A 14,687-nucleotide genomic window follows, 5' to 3' on the forward strand; every position below is an offset into this window, starting at 1 on the left:
CCGCGATTACGTCCCGTGCTGCCAGCTGTTCATGTACTCGGCCTGCTCGTCGCTCAGGTCGTCGAACTCGACGCCGTCGGCCGCGAGCTTGATCTCGGCGATCTCGCGGTCGAGGTCGTCGGGCAGGTCGTGGACGCCCGCCTCGTACGCCTCGCCGTTCTCGACCAGTTCGCGGACGCCGGCGGCCTGGACGCCGAAGCTCTGGTCCATCACTTCGACCGGGTGGCCCAGCGCGATCGGCGAGGCGAGATTCACGAGGCGCCCCTCGGCGAGCACGTTCAGTCGACGGCCGTCCTCTAACTCGTAGGTCTGGACGCCGTCGCGGGCCTCGTAGGTGTCGACCGCGAGATCCGAGAGATCGTCGAGGTTGACCTCGACGTCGAAGTGGCCGGCGTTGGCCAGCAGGACGCCGTCGCCCATCTGCTCGAAGTGCTCGCGCGTGATCACGTCGCGGTTGCCCGTCGTCGTGAGGAACACGTCGCCTTCCTTCGCGGCCTCGGCCATCGGCATCACCTCGTAGCCTTCCATGTGGGCTTCGAGCGCGCGCCGGGGCTCGACCTCGGTGACGATCACGTCGGCGTTCTGGCCCGAGGCCTTCTTCGCGACGCCGCGGCCGCAGTCGCCGTAACCCGCGACGACGATCGTCTTGCCGGCCCACGAGAGATTCGTCGTCATGGCGATGTTGGCCAGCGAGGACTCGCCGGTGCCGTGGACGTTGTCGAACAGCCGCTTCATCGGCGTGTCGTTGACCGCGAAGACGGGGTACTCCAGCGCGTCGTCGTCGTCCATCGCGCGCAGGCGGTGGACGCCGGTGGTCGTCTCCTCGCAGCCGCCGACGATCGTGTCGATCAGCTCGGGGTACTCCTGGTGGATTCGGAAGATGAGGTCGGCGCCGTCGTCGACGGTGACCGTGGGCTCGAACTCGATGACGGCGTCGATGGCGGCGTAGTACTCCTCGTCGTCGACGCCGCGCTTGGCGTAGCTGGTGATCCGCTCGTGCTCGTCGAGCGCGGCGCTGACGTCGTCGTGGGTCGAGAGGGGGTTGCAGCCGGTGACGGCCACGTCGGCGCCGCCCTCCGCGAGCAGCTCGACCAGGCAGGCCGTCTTGGCCTCGACGTGCATCGCCATCCCGACGCGCTCGCCGGCCAGGGGCTGCTCGTCGCGGAACTCCTCGCGGAGTTCGGCGAGGATCGGCATGTGCTGGCGCGCCCAGTCCATCTTGCGGTGCCCGTCCTCGCGAGCGGCCTCGACGTCGTCGAGGTGCTCGCTGATCGGGGAGTAGTCGCTCATGCGGAGAGAAAGGAGCAGGGCGCCCAAAACCCTACCGAAGGGCGGGCGCGGCGTCGAACCGTAGCGGCCGGAACGGCGTCGGGACGCAGTCGCCGGAACGCGGCGTCGGGGCGCGGTCGCCGGAATTCGTGGGCCCGCGTCGGAACTTGGCGTTTCGTCGTAGGATCCCCCGTTCGGAAGCCTGAGTTCCGATCGCTCGCAGTGTCGTGAGTAGCCAGTCCACTGGAGTCCCTACGGCACCGCCGACGCGAGCCTGACACGCCCGGCGGAGGCAACGGATCGGCGTCAGCCGATCGCTACCTCGGACGAACGAAAGAGCGGCCTCAGAACGTCTCGAGGTACTGGTCGTGCTCCCACTCGGAGACTTCGGCCTTGTACTCGTCGTACTCGGCCTGCTTGGCCTCGACGAACTTCTCGGCGACGTGCTCGCCGAGCGCGCTCGTGATGACCTCGTCGTCCTCGAGCTCGTCGATCGCGGCGCCGAGGTTCGGCGGCAGCGTCTCGATGCTGTACTCCTCGCGCTTCTCGGCGTCGAACTCGTAGATGTTCTCCCGAACCGGGTCGGGGCAGTCCAGCTCGCGCTTGACGCCGTCCAGACCGGCAGCGATCATGGCGGCGAGCGCGAGGTAGGGGTTGCACGACGGGTCGGGCGAGCGCAGCTCGACGCGGCTGGCCGCGGGGACGCGCGCGGCCGGCTTGCGGATCAGCGCCGAGCGGTTCACGTCCGACCAGGCGACGTAGACGGGCGCCTCGTAGCCCGGCACCAGGCGCTTGTAGCTGTTGACCGTCGGATTCGCGACCGCCGTGACGGCGGGCGCGTGGTCGAGGATGCCCGCGAGGAACTGCTTTGCGGTCTCGGAGAGGTTGAACTCGTCGTCGGCGTCGTGGAACGCGTTCTCGCCGTCCTCGGTGAACAGCGAGAGGTGCGTGTGCATCCCCGAGCCGTTGATGTGGGCGATCGGCTTGGGCATGAACGTCGCGTGGACGTCGTTGACTTCAGCCGTGGCGCGGACGACCGAGCGGAACGTCGCGATGTTGTCGGCCGTCGTCAGGCCGTCGTCGTACTTGAAGTCGATCTCGTGCTGGCCTTCCGCCACTTCGTGGTGGGAGGCCTCGACCTCGAAGTCCATGTCCTCGAGGTTGTAGATGATCTCCCGGCGCAGGTCGGAGGCGAGGTCCTTGGGCGCCAGATCGAAGTAGCCGCCGGCGTCGTGGGTCTCGGTGGTGGCGCGGCCGTCCTCGTCCTTGTCGAAGACGAAGAACTCCGGTTCGGGGCCGGCGTTGACCGTATAGCCCATCTCCTGGGCCTCCTCGAGGACGCTCTTGAGCACGTGACGCGGATCGCCGCTGAACGGCTCGCCGGTCTTCGTGTCGTAGACGTCACAGATCAGGCGGGCCGCCTTCCCGCTCTCGGTGTTCCGCCACGGGAGGACGGCGAACGTCGAGGGGTCGGGCACTAGACGCATGTCGGATTCCTGGATGCGGACGAACCCCTCGATCGAGGAGCCGTCGAAGTAGATCCCCTCGGTGAACGCCTTCTCGGCCTGGTCGGCCGTGACGGAGACGTTCTTCACAGTGCCGAGAATGTCGGTGAACTGCAGGCGGAGGAAGTCGACGTCCTCCTCTTCGATGCGAGCGAGTACGTCCCGTTCGTCGGACGTGAGGCTTTCGGATGCCATGTTGCTTCGGTCATTCCTTGCATAGATAGTACTAAAGCGACGGCGATCGGCGCAAATATTTGCACGAAGTTCCGAACAGCAGGACATTCATCCGATTACGTGCGCTCAAGCTCGGTCTTTTTTCCATTCGTTTCGTCGGATGTGGTTCGGTCTAACGATCGTCCAGCGGTCCGAATCTCGGTACCGAGTTCGAACGCGCAGTCGGGCCTACACGAACGGAACGAAAACGCGAACCGAACGGCGCGCCGGGTACGCACCTCGACGCGGGACGCTGTCGCGATGCTGCTGGTCGGTTCGTACGCGTCGAAAACCGCGGTCGCAAAAAAGTCGCCGTTTAGGCCGTCTCGTCGCTGTCCTCGTCGTCAGCGTCTTCGCCGTCAGCGTCTTCGTCGCCGTCGTCCGAATCGTCTTCCTCGCTATCGACCTCTTCGTCGACCTGCTCCGAATCGTCGTCCTGTTCGCTGTCCGCGTCGTCTTCGTCCGCGTCGTCACCGCCGGGGCCCCTGTCAGCGGGCGGGCCGCGCTGGGAGTCCTCGTCGGCGTCGCTACCGGGGCCCTTGTCCGCGGGCGGGCCCTGCTTGTCGTCGGACGGACCCTTGTCGCCGCCGGGCCCCTTGTCCGCGGGCGGACCCGGCTGCTTGTCGCCGCCGGGGCCGGCGTGTTCGGGCGGACCCTGGTTACCGGGACCCGCGTGGTCCGGGATCTTGTCAGCAGCCGGGTTGTTCTCGACCACGAAGGCCGCGACCTGCTGGCCCATCGGACCGCTGACGTTCTCCTGCTGGAGCGACGCGACGAACGAAGCGACCTCCAGACCGAAGTTATCGGCCGCGTCAGTGCCGAGCGTCGTCGACACCGAGACCGAGCGGTTATCGACCTCGCCGGTGACGGTCACCGCGACCGTCTCGTTCGGCGAGGGAAGGGCGACCGTCCCGTTCTCGTCGGTCGTGTACTCGCCCGCGCCCTCGTAGGACGCGTTCTCGTCGTCGACCGTCACCGAGACGGTGGCGTTGGCCGCCGCCTCGCCGTCGTCGGTCAGCTCGACCGACGGGGCGTTGGTGACCGAGATCGTGAGGTTGTCGCTGGACGCCGAAGCGGCCGCGCCGTCCTCGTCGTCGTCGGCGTCGTCGTCATCGGCATCCTCCTCGTCTTCCTCCTCTTCGTCTTCGGCGTCGTCGTCTTCGTCATCCAACTCCTCCTCGTCGCCGTCAGACTCGTTGTCAAGGTCGTCGTCGTCCGATTCGTTCAGGTCGCCGTCGCTCTCGTTGTCGTCCGCGTCCTCGAGGTCGTCGCTGTCTTCGTCGACGTCCTCTTGGACCGTCGCGGACGCGGCGGCCGCCGGGGCCGCCATCGACACGATCAGCATGATCGCGCCGAGCACCGCGAACAGTTGGGTTTTCCGACTCATCACGTCCCATCCATATCAGGAGCGAAGCATAAAGGGGGTCTCTCGTTCACCCCGTTCACCCAGCGACGAAACCGAAGCAGAAATCGTTGTAACGTTTAAAAACTCATCTCTTCGTTTATTTTCCAAATAGTTGCGTGGTGACGAATCACTCGTCACCCGCTCGCTCGACCAGCGCGTCGGCTCGCTCGGCGGCGGCGTCCCGGACCCGCGGCTCGTAGAGCGTCAGGACCTCGCGATCCCGCATCAGCACGTCGCCGTCGCAGATCGTGTGCCGGACGTCGCCGCCGTTCACGGCGTACGCGAGGTGGCTCACGAGATCGTGTTGCGGCGTCAGGCGGGGCGCGGCGAGGTCCACGACCGCGAGGTCGGCGTTCGCGCCGGGTTCGATCCGACCGGAGTCGATCCCCAGGGCCTGCGCGCTGCCGGCCGTCGCCAGTCCGACCGCGTCGGCCGCCGCGACCGCGCTCGCGTCGTCCGCGGCGAGCTTGCCCAGCATCGCCGCGTCGCGAATCTCGTCGAACATGTCCAGGTCGTTGTTCGATGCCGCGCCGTCGGTGCCCAGCCCGACCGTGACGCCGGCGTCGAGCATGCGCTGGACGGGCGCCATCCCCGAGGCCAGCTTCATGTTCGAGGCCGGGCAGTGGATCACGCCCGTCCCCGAGTCGGCGAGCAGGTCGATCTCCTCGTCGTCGACGTGGACGCCGTGGGCGAGGAAGTTCTCCGGGCTCAGCAGGCCGATGCCGTCGGCGTACGCGAGCGGGCGCTCGCCGTGCTCGTCGACGATCGGCTCGACCTCGCCTTCGGTCTCGTTGGCGTGGAAGTGCATCGGCAGGCCGGCCTCGCGGGCGCGCGGGACGAACTCTCGGAGGTACTCCTCGCCGACGGTCGTCAGGCTGTGAGGCTGAAAGGTAGTAGAAATTCGACCGTCGGCGGCGCCGTCGAGCTCCAGCGCGACGTCGAGACTCTCTTGCATGTCGGCCTCGGCGCCCTCCTCGTCCTTCCCGACGGTGATCGCGGTGTGGCCCAGCACGGCCCGGACGCCCGCCTCGTCGACGGCGTCGGCGATCTCGGAGACGTGGAAGTACATGTCCGAAAAGGCCGTCGTGCCGGACTTGATCATCTCGACGATGCCGAGTTCGGCGCCCGCGCGGACGTCCTCGGCCGTCAACTCGGCTTCGACCGGCCAGATGTCCTCCTGGAGCCAGGCGTCGAGCGGCTTGTCGTCGGCGTACCCCCGCAGTAGCGTCATCGCGACGTGGGTGTGACCGTTGACGAGGCCCGGGATCACCAGCCCGCCGTCGGCTTCGAGCAGTTCGTCCCCCACGCCGGCCTCGACGCCGACCTCCAAGATCTCGCCGGCGTCCTGGTCGACCAGCACGTCCGCGCGCTCTACCGTCATGTCGGGGCGGAGCACCTGCCCGCCCGCGATCCGCAGCGTAGTCATGGGCGTCGATTCGGGGGCGCCGGTGTTAATCCGTCCGGTCCGGGGCCGCCGAACGCCGTCGCTCGGTCGAAAAACAGTTCACCGCGGCCCGCGAATCACCGGCAAATGCGAATCGCCGTCCCCAACAAGGGTCGCCTGCACGACCCCACGCTGGACCTGCTGGAGCGCGCCGGGCTGCCCGTCGTCGACGGCGCCGACCGGAAGCTGTACGCCGACACCGTCGACCCCGACGTGACGCTGCTGTTCGCGCGGGCCGCGGACATCCCCGAGTACGTCAGCGACGGCGCCGCCGACGTCGGCATCACCGGCCACGACCAGATCTCGGAAGCCGAGCCGGACAACGTCACCGAGCTGCTCGATCTCGGCTTCGGGCAGTGCCGACTCGTGCTGGCGGCGCCCGAGGATGGCGACATCGAGGCGGTCGAGGACCTGGCCGGCAAGAAGGTCGCCACCGAGTTCCCGACGATCACGCGCCGGTACTTCGAGGACCGGGGCGTCGACCCCGAGATCGTCGAGGTGACGGGCGCGACCGAGCTCACGCCCCACGTCGAGATGGCCGACGCCATCGTCGACATCACCAGCACGGGGACGACGCTGAAGGTCAACCGGCTGGCGATCATCGACGAGGTGCTCGACAGCTCGGTCCGCCTGTTCGCCCGCGAGGACGTCGCCGACGACGAGAAAGTTCAACAGATCGCCACGGCGCTGGAGTCGGTGCTGGCCGCCGACGGGAAGCGCTACCTGATGATGAACGTCCCCGAGGACAGTCTGGACGACGTGCGCGACGTGATTCCGGGGATGGGCGGGCCGACGGTCATGGACATCGCCGACGGGGACGAAGCTCTCGTCGCCGTCCACGCCGTCGTCGACGAGAGCGACGTGTTCGAGACGATCAACGACGTCAAGCGGGCGGGCGCGAGCGACATCCTCGTCACCGAGATCGAGCGGCTGGTCGAGTAGTCCGTCCCGCGCAGAGCGGCGGCGGCCGACTGTCTACGCCGGATCGACGTCGACGGTGAGCTCGCCCGTCGGCGAGACGCGCAGTTCGACGTCGACGCCGTCGTGAGAGAAGGATAGTCTGGTCGACGCCGACCGTCGGCGGGCGTGCTCGCCGAGCGCGTCCAGGGCGTCGGGATCGATCGAGTCGTACAGCGGGGCGAGCTCGTGGGTCGGACGACCGGTGGCGGCCGCGATCGTTCGTACGACGGCGAGCGCGGGGCGCGCCGAATCGTCGACGCCGTCGCCCGTCGAGGAGGGGTGCGTGATCATCGTGGAGGGTATCGGTCGCTAGACCGGGACGACGGGTAACGCCCGCGCCTATGAGGATAGGTGATCGGGGTCGGGCCGCGCGTCGCGGTCGACCGACGCCCGCGTCGCAGTCTGGAAGACGGCCGTCAGGAGCTTCGACTCGGCGCGCCGGAGGTGCTGGCTGAACGTCGGCTGCGAGACGCCCAGGGCCTCCGCGCACTCGCTCGCGGTGCTCTGGCGCGGCCAGTCGTAGTACCCCCCTGCGAGCGCGACCTTCAGCGCGCGCAGTTGCTTGTCGGTCAGCGGGTCGAGCAGCCGGTCGACGTCGCTGATCGGGACGATCCCGGTCGTCGACTGCTGGCGCTTCGAGACCAGTCTCGTCACCTCGTGGCGCTCCTCGATCGCGTCGTACACCGACCGGGGAGCGACGCCCGGCGGCACGTCGACCGAAACCGTCGCGACGCCGTCGACGGCCACGGCGTCCCGCGCGACGGCGCCGGCGTCGGCGATCGCCGCGCCGAGACACGGCCCCGAGAGCACCACCTCCACGAGCAGTTCGTCGTCAGCGCGGGGGATCGTCCGGGCGCGCTCGACGCCGGGGAACGCCGACGCGAACGCCGTCACCGCCTCGGGATCGGCGCCGGCGACCGAGAAGAACTCCAGCAGGTCGCCGTCGGAGCGCTGGACGATCTGGCGGGCGACGACTTCGCAGTCGAGTTCCGCCGAGAGCGTCGTGAAGAGGTATCTCTCGTCGCGGATCTCGAAGACGAGTTCGACGCCGTCGTCCGACGCGGCCGAAGGCACTGCCATCGGTTCGAACGTCGTCGGCATCCGTAGTAAGTAAGGGGTGTCGGACGGGTCAGACGAAGAGGCTCGTGACCGCGGTCCCCAGCAGGACGCTCACCGCGTAGTGGACGAGCGTGACGGCGACCGACCACTTCAGGCCGGGGTCGTAGATGCGATCGATCGCGACGAAATCGCCGACGAGCGCGCCGATCAGGGCGACGTACAGCCCGATCCCCTCGCCGAGCAGCCAGACGCCGACGACGAGGATCGCCGCGGGCACGATCCCGACGAACAGCCCCTGCTCGAAGTCGACGTCGCCGAGCACGTACCGGGCGGCGACGTGAGCGGTGACGCCGTAGAACACGGCGGCGATCAACAGCGTGCCCAGCACCGCCGGCACCGAACCGAGGGGGACCGACTGCGCGGGCGCGAGACCGACCATGCCTGTGGCTTCGGCTGCCGGGACTTGTACGTGCTGATACCGGGCGCGACGACTGTCGCCGAACGGGTCGGGAGTGCCGAAAGCGGATCGACCGAGTTACTCCAGCAGGCCGAGATCTTCCAGCCGGGAGACGATCTTGTCGACCGCGTGCTCGGCGTCTTCGGGCTTCTTGCCGCCCGTGATGACGAGCTTGCCGGAGCCGAACAGCAGCGCGACGACTTCGGGGTCGTCGAGCCGGTAGACGAGTCCGGGGAACTGCTCGGGCTCGTACTCGATGTTCTCCAGACCCAGCCCGATCGCGATCGCGTTCAGGTTGAGGTTGTGACCCAGGTCCGCGGAGGTGACGATGTTCTGGACGACGATCTCGGGGTCCTCGTTGACGTTGATCTCCAGGTCGCGCAGCTTGTCGAAGACGATGCGAAGGCTCTGGTGGACGTCGTCGGTCGACTTCGCGCCCGTGCAGACGATCTTGCCCGAGCGGAAGATCAGCGCGGCCGACTTGGGATCCTGCGTGCGGTAGACGAGCCCGGGGAACTGCTCGGGATCGTAGTCGGCGCCCTCGAGGTCCATGGCGACGCTCTGGAGGTCGAGCTCCTGCCCGATCCCCGTCGAGGCGACGACGTTTTCGATATTGATAGTTTCCTTGGGGTCGCTCATAGTACGTTTTAAAGGATGTATTTAAGGCTTATAAAGGTTCATGCCACGGCCTGATACGTCGCTGACGCGGAACGATCGGACCGTTCCGCGCCGCCGTCGAACCGCGGAATCGCCGGGCTCCGATGGGTTGCGGGTCGCCTCCGGGGAGACATCAACACCCACAAAAAGGGGACGATCGGTGCGTCGGTGGCCACGCCGCGGGGCGGGGCGATCCGACCACACCCGGACGTTTTTGCCGGATGGTGGCCGTCCAGTCCTCCGAGCGAGCGCGTGCGAGGAACCGGCCGTTTCATACGTTCGCGCGGCCGACTGTGGCGCGTGTACCTGCTGGAACTGGGCGGCGAGGACGACCGGTTCGCCGCCTGCGAAGCGAGGAGCGCGGCCGCGAGCGTCGAACTGCTCGCGCCGGGACTCGCCACCGCCGGCGCCGTCGAGCGCGAGCGCGTCGAGACGCTGGCGTACGCCCGCCGCGCGAGCGAGCTCGTCGGACTGGCCGACGCCGATGTCGAGAGCGCAAGCGCGTTGCTCTCGGCCGCAGCGGTCGATCGCGAGGGGTCGGTCGCCGTGCGCACCGAGGACGTCCGGGGCTCGACCGGCGTCGACACCCAGCGCGTCGAGCGCGAACTCGGCGGCGTGCTGGTCGATCGCGGCTTCGACGTCGACCTCGACGACCCCGACCACGTGCTGCGCGCGCTGTTTTCCGACCCGAGCGCCTGGGAGCGCGAGGGGCAACTCGACCCGCGCGACGCCGATGGCGCCACTGGAGGGATCAGCCGCGGCGACGACCTTTCGATCGCCGACCGCGCGGTCGACGGCGAGGCGGTCTGCGCGCTGGGCTGGGTGACGGCAGAGAGCCGCCGCGACTTCGGCGAGCGCGCGCCGACCGATCGACCATTCTTCCAGCCCGGCAGCATGGACCCGCTGCTCGCGCGCGCGTTGGCCAACCTCGCCGGTGCGCGCCCCGGCGCGCTCGTCGTCGATCCGATGTGTGGCACCGGCGGCGTCCTGATCGAGGCGGGGCTGGCCGGCGCGGACGTGCTCGGCACCGACGCGCAGGCGAAGATGGCCCGCGGCGCGGCGCGAAACCTCGCCCACGCGCTGCCGACCGACGCCGCGTTCGGGACGGCGCGGGGCGACGCCACGCAGCTCCCGCTGCCGGACGACGCCGCCGACGCCGTGGTGTTCGACGCGCCGTACGGCCGGCAGTCGAAGATCGCCAACCTCGATCTCGCCGATCTGGTCGCCGGGGCGCTCGCGGAGGCCCGCCGGATCGCTCCCAGAGCCGTCGTCGTCGCCGATCGGCCGTGGGACGCCGAAGCGCGGGCGGCCGGCTGGCGGATCGAGAATCGGTTCGAGCGGCGCGTCCACCGGTCGCTGGACCGGCACATTCTCGTGCTCGAACGCGACGACCGCGGGTCGGACGACGTTCCGAAGTGAGAATCAGGCTGCGGCGTCGGGCGCGGACGGGTCGGCGTCGAACCACCGATCGCGGGCGATCGCCGCCGCCAAGGTGAGCGCGACGACGCCGATCCCGACCTCGCGAAGCGGCGTCCGGCCGACGGTCAGCGCGACGGCGGCGTGGCCCGCCAGCGCGAGACAGATCGCGAGAGCGGCCGCGTTCCCGAGCGCGCCGACGTCGAGATCAGGATAGCGCCGCAGGACGCCGTACGTCAGCGCCAGACTGATGACGCTACTGGCGTACGCCGGCAGCGCCGTCGAATCGGTGACGGCGCCGATGCCGGGCATCGCGACGAACTTGACGCAGAGATCGAGCGCGAGCCAGACGGAGACGTTGCGGAGCAATCGCATCGTCTCAGGCGATCTCGGGGATCCGCGAGAGCAGGTGCGAGACGTGCAGGCGGTCGTTGGTTCCCTCGGTGAGATCCAGATCGACCTCGCCGGCCGCGCGGTAGAGCTCGGCCTGCGCCCGATCGTCGTAGCGCGACTGGGCGACCGCGAGCACGTCGCGCAGGACCTCCTCGCCCTCCAGGCCCTCCTCGACGAGCAGGTCGTCGAGCGTCTTCCGGGCGTCGGTGAACTCCCCGGCCTCGGCGTCGTCGAGCATCTCCTCGATTCGATCCGTGGTGCCGACCTCGCCGAGGGTCTCGTAGGCGGCGTTCATCGTGATCTCGCCCTCCTGTTCGTAGGTCGTCTGTGTCCCGAGAATCGCCTTCCGGAGGTCGCCGGCCGCGTAGCCCGCGACGTACTCCAGACCGTCGGCGTCGTACTCGGCGTCCTCGTCGTCGGCGATGCCTTCGAGGACGGACACGATCTCCTCGTGAGAGGGCGCCCGGACCGGCACGGGGAAACAGCGCGACCGGATCGGCGGGATGAGCTTGGTCGGCTGGCGCGTCGTCAGCACGAACTGGGTCGTCTTGTGGTGCTGTTCCATCACCCGGCGCAGCGCCTGCTGGAAGTCCTCGCGGACGGCCTCGGCGTTGTCCAGCAGGATCGTCTTGTACTCGCCCGAGACGGGCGCGTAGCTCGCCGACTCCTTGAGGACGTGGTTGATCATGTCCCGCTTGGCCATGTCGGACTTGCCCTCAAGGAACGAGGCGAACCGCGGGTCGTTCTTGATCTCGGTCTTCGTGCGATCGAAGAAGTCGGCGACGTTGATCTCGATCAGGTCGCTGTCGGGGTTCTCGTGGGCGGCGTCGGCCAGCGCGCGCACCGCCGCGGTCTTGCCGCTGCCCGGCGGACCGTGCAACACGAGGTTGATCGGCTCGTCGACGCCCTCGGTCAGGTAGTCGCGCACGTCCTCCTGGGGGAGATCCTCCAGGGCGGGCGCGTGCTCGTCGATCCACAGCGGCGGTTCCATTACCCCCTCGTACGCCGTCCGTCAGTAAGAATCGGTCGGTCGGTGGCGGTCGCCCGCCCCGGCGACCCGGTTCGCGAACTGTGCGTTCTCCGCGTCGCGAGGTGACGAGGCGATCGCCCGCTTCAGGCGAACAGCGCCGCCGTCTCGTTGCCGTCGACGCCGGTCGCGTCGCCGTCGGTCTCGTTGGTCGTCCCGTCCGTCTCGTTCGTCTCGCCGTCGGTTTCGTCGTCGTCCATCGCGTCCGCGTCACCGTCAGTTACGGTAACTCCCGCGTCGTCGATGATGGGGACATCATCCTCGGTGTACGGACCATCCTCCTCGCCGTCGGTTTCGACGAAATCGTACGTTTCGTTGTCGTTGGTGTCCTGATGGGGCATCGCGATCAGCGTCTGGTCCTCCTCCAGGGCGTCCTGATCGAACTCGGCGCCCGGCACCATCTCCTCGTCGTACAGCTGGACCTCGACGTCCTCGTGTTCGCCGGGTTCGAGGTACTCGGAGGTGCCGACCACGCTGTCGACGACGACCTCATCGAACAGTGAGCTGTCGTGAATCGTCACGAATCCACCGTCGGGAAGACTGACGCTGTCGACAGTGACCGTGCTACCGTCGGTCTCCTGGTCCTCGAACGTCACGGCAGCCTCGGTCGGAGCCTCCTCTTCATCGTCTTCACCGTCGTCAGTGGGTGCCTCCGCCTCGTCATCTTCCTCCTCGACGTCGTACTCGATCTCCTGGCTGGTCAGTTCCTCGTCGTCCTCCGCGGAGAGGATGGCGACCTCGACGGTCGTGTCGCTCTCGATGGCCGGATCGAGCGTCAGCGTGTAGTCGAGGCGCTCCTCGACGGCGTTGAACGTCGGGCTTTCCGAGGTTTCGCCGTCGTAGTTGGCGACGACGTAGAAGTCCTCGCCGGCGGTGGCTTGGCCGATCTCGAGCGTCGTACCGTCACCGCTCTGGTCCTCGACGTCGAGCGTCGCGTTCGTCTCACCGTCGTCCTCTTCTTCCTCGTCAACCGGCGCGTCGTCCTCACCGTCCGCTTCCTCGTCGACGACCGTGATCTCGGCGTCGTCGACCACGGCTTCCCCGTCCTCGGTGTACGGCCCGTCTTCCTCGCCGTCAGTCTCGAGGAAGTCGTAGGACTCGTTGTCGTTCGTGTCGAGGTGAGGCATCGCGATCAGCGTCTGGTTGTCCTCCAGAGCGTCCTGGTCGAACTCGGCGCCCGGCACCGTCTCTTCGTCGTACAGCTGTACTTCGACGTCCTCGTGTTCGCCGGGCTCGAGGTACTCGGAGCTGCCGACGACGCTGTCGAACGTCGCGCCCTCGAGCAGCGAGCTGTCGTGGATCGTGACGAACCCGCCCTCCGAGACGTTGACGTTCTGGACCGTGACCGTGCTACCGTCGGTCTCCTGGTCCTCGAACGTCACCGTGGCGTTCGGTTCGGCGTCCTCTTCGTCCTCCTCGTCTTCACCGTCGTCAGCCGGAGCTTCTTCCTCGTCGTCTTCCTCCTCGTCAGCTTCTTCGAGCGAGATGTCCGCGACCTCGCCGCAGTCGTACGTCAGAACGCCGTGGTTGTAATCGCCGGCTTCCAGTCCTTCGGTGTCGATCTCGAAGGTCACGGTTTCGTTCTCACCGCCGTCGAGAACGAGGAACTGCCGTTCGACTACGTCACCGTCGAGACGGAACTCGACGGACTGGTTGGTCTCGAAGTCGTTCGGGTTCGAGATCTCCGCGGTGACGGTGAGCTGGTCGCCGACCGTGGCGTTCTCCGGGGCTTCGAGGGTGCTCACTTCGTAGGAGTCTCCCTCCGGCACGGGGGCGTCCCCCGCCATCCCGGTCTCGTTGTCCATCTCTTCGGCGTCGTCGTCGGTCGCGTTGTCCATCGCGCCATCGTCCGTCTCGTTGTCCATCTCCTCGTCGTCGACGACCGTGATCTCGGCGTCGTCGACCACGGCTTCCCCGTCCTCGGTGTACGGCCCGTCTTCCTCGCCGTCAGTCTCGAGGAAGTCGTAGGACTCGTTGCCGTTCGTGTCGAGGTGGGGCATCGCGATCAACGTCTGGTTGTCCTCCAGAGCGTCCTGGTCGAACTCGGCGCCCGGCACCGTCTCCTCGTCGTACAGCTGCACCTCGACGTCCTCGTGTTCGCCGGGTTCGAGGTATTCAGAGGAGCCGACGACGCTGTCGAACGTCGCGCCTTCGAGCAGCGAGCTGTCGTGGATCGTGACGAACCCGCCTTCGGAGACGTTGACGCTGTCGACGGTGACCGTGCTACCGTCGGTCTCCTGGTCCTCGAACGTCACGGACGCTTCTGGCTGGGCGTCCTCTTCCTCGTCGTCCGTTTCGTTCAGGCCGTCGTCGCTCTCGTTGTCGAGGTCATCCTCGACTCCGTCGTCCGTCTCGTTGTCCAGACCGTTCTCGGTCTCGTTATCCATCCCGTCCTCGACCGTCACACCTTCCATGTCGCCGGGCGATGCACCGAACATCGCGCCGACGGCGGTACTCGTCACGTTGAGTCCCTCGATGGTGAGGTTCTCGATGGTAAGGTAGTCGGTCGAGATGCGGTCGATCGTGATCCGATCGGCCGTCAGTCGGGTCTCTACCGTGTGGTTCGTCGTTCCGTCTGTCGTGTGGTTCTCTATCGCAGTCTGTGCGCCGCCGTCCGCTGTCTCCGCCCCGTCGTCGTTCGCCTGCACGCTCGCGCCGGCCAGCCCCATCGCGGGGCCGATCGCGAGCACGAGTGCGAGTGCGACGAAGAGGGCGCTGATCGTCTGTCGGTCCAGTTGTCTCATGGTTTGTACGGGCGCGGCTGCCGGTGCCGCAGCGAGTCGCGGGGTCACGCACCGCGGGGTCACGCACGGCCCTGGCGCCGCACGTGTTCTTGCAAGCCTAATAGGAGGATAAACGGGCTCTATCGTTCACTGAGTACC

Annotated in this window: 13 protein-coding genes; 2 read left to right on the plus strand and 11 right to left on the minus strand. The window is 67.8% G+C overall.

All coding sequences use genetic code 11. The features are described from left to right. Positions 1-6: 6 nt before the first annotated feature. The 4 genes from ABDZ81_RS05885 to ABDZ81_RS05900 form a co-directional block, all read right to left on the minus strand. Positions 7-1,290: an adenosylhomocysteinase gene (locus tag ABDZ81_RS05885; RefSeq protein ID WP_343772967.1), complete on the minus strand. Its 1,284-nt coding sequence runs from the start codon at positions 1,288-1,290 to the stop codon at positions 7-9. 323 nt (positions 1,291-1,613) lie between these two features. After that, positions 1,614-2,969 (minus strand): type I glutamate--ammonia ligase, encoded by a 1,356-nt coding sequence (gene glnA / locus ABDZ81_RS05890; RefSeq protein WP_343772968.1) that lies wholly within the window; start codon positions 2,967-2,969, stop codon positions 1,614-1,616. A 334-nt stretch (positions 2,970-3,303) separates the two neighbouring features. Then, entirely contained in the window at positions 3,304-4,374 is a 1,071-nt protein-coding gene (locus ABDZ81_RS05895; protein ID WP_343772969.1) for a hypothetical protein, read from the minus strand. Positions 4,375-4,519: 145 nt separating this feature from the next. Continuing rightward, complete coding sequence (locus ABDZ81_RS05900; protein ID WP_343772970.1) at positions 4,520-5,818, minus strand: amidohydrolase; 1,299 nt, start codon at positions 5,816-5,818, stop codon at positions 4,520-4,522. Positions 5,819-5,923: 105 nt separating this feature from the next. On the opposite strand from ABDZ81_RS05900, the gene hisG reads away from it, so the two are divergent. Continuing rightward, entirely contained in the window at positions 5,924-6,778 is an 855-nt protein-coding gene (gene hisG / locus ABDZ81_RS05905) for an ATP phosphoribosyltransferase (protein WP_343772971.1), read from the plus strand. A gap of 33 nt (positions 6,779-6,811) precedes the next feature. Here hisG and ABDZ81_RS05910 read toward each other — a convergent pair whose 3' ends face one another. From ABDZ81_RS05910 to ABDZ81_RS05925, 4 genes are all read right to left on the minus strand, one after another. After that, positions 6,812-7,087 (minus strand): HalOD1 output domain-containing protein, encoded by a 276-nt coding sequence (locus ABDZ81_RS05910; protein WP_343772972.1) that lies wholly within the window; start codon positions 7,085-7,087, stop codon positions 6,812-6,814. Positions 7,088-7,135: 48 nt separating this feature from the next. Next, positions 7,136-7,876 (minus strand): bacterio-opsin activator domain-containing protein, encoded by a 741-nt coding sequence (locus ABDZ81_RS05915; protein WP_343772973.1) that lies wholly within the window; start codon positions 7,874-7,876, stop codon positions 7,136-7,138. A gap of 49 nt (positions 7,877-7,925) precedes the next feature. After that, positions 7,926-8,294 (minus strand): DUF7473 family protein, encoded by a 369-nt coding sequence (locus ABDZ81_RS05920; protein WP_343772974.1) that lies wholly within the window; start codon positions 8,292-8,294, stop codon positions 7,926-7,928. Positions 8,295-8,390: 96 nt separating this feature from the next. Then, the gene (locus ABDZ81_RS05925) at positions 8,391-8,951 is read right to left on the minus strand and encodes a TATA-box-binding protein (RefSeq protein WP_256391565.1); all 561 of its coding nucleotides are present in this window, start codon (positions 8,949-8,951) and stop codon (positions 8,391-8,393) included. Between the two features lie 318 nt (positions 8,952-9,269). Between ABDZ81_RS05925 and ABDZ81_RS05930 the strand changes: the two genes are divergently transcribed. Further along, entirely contained in the window at positions 9,270-10,388 is a 1,119-nt protein-coding gene (locus ABDZ81_RS05930) for a methyltransferase domain-containing protein (RefSeq protein WP_343772975.1), read from the plus strand. Positions 10,389-10,391: 3 nt separating this feature from the next. Here ABDZ81_RS05930 and ABDZ81_RS05935 read toward each other — a convergent pair whose 3' ends face one another. The 3 genes from ABDZ81_RS05935 to ABDZ81_RS05945 all read right to left on the minus strand — a co-directional run bounded on the left by ABDZ81_RS05935 (position 10,392) and on the right by ABDZ81_RS05945 (position 14,549). Next, the gene (locus tag ABDZ81_RS05935; RefSeq protein ID WP_343772976.1) at positions 10,392-10,760 is read right to left on the minus strand and encodes a hypothetical protein; all 369 of its coding nucleotides are present in this window, start codon (positions 10,758-10,760) and stop codon (positions 10,392-10,394) included. Between the two features lie 4 nt (positions 10,761-10,764). Next, positions 10,765-11,769: an AAA family ATPase gene (locus tag ABDZ81_RS05940; RefSeq protein WP_343772977.1), complete on the minus strand. Its 1,005-nt coding sequence runs from the start codon at positions 11,767-11,769 to the stop codon at positions 10,765-10,767. A 122-nt stretch (positions 11,770-11,891) separates the two neighbouring features. Next, positions 11,892-14,549, minus strand: a complete 2,658-nt coding sequence (locus ABDZ81_RS05945; RefSeq protein ID WP_343772978.1) for a DUF7282 domain-containing protein — start codon at positions 14,547-14,549, stop codon at positions 11,892-11,894. Between the last annotated feature and the right edge of the window lie 138 nt (positions 14,550-14,687).

Origin of the sequence: Natronoarchaeum mannanilyticum (assembly GCF_039522665.1) — an archaeon.
Taxonomy (GTDB): Archaea; Halobacteriota; Halobacteria; order Halobacteriales; family Natronoarchaeaceae; genus Natronoarchaeum; species Natronoarchaeum mannanilyticum.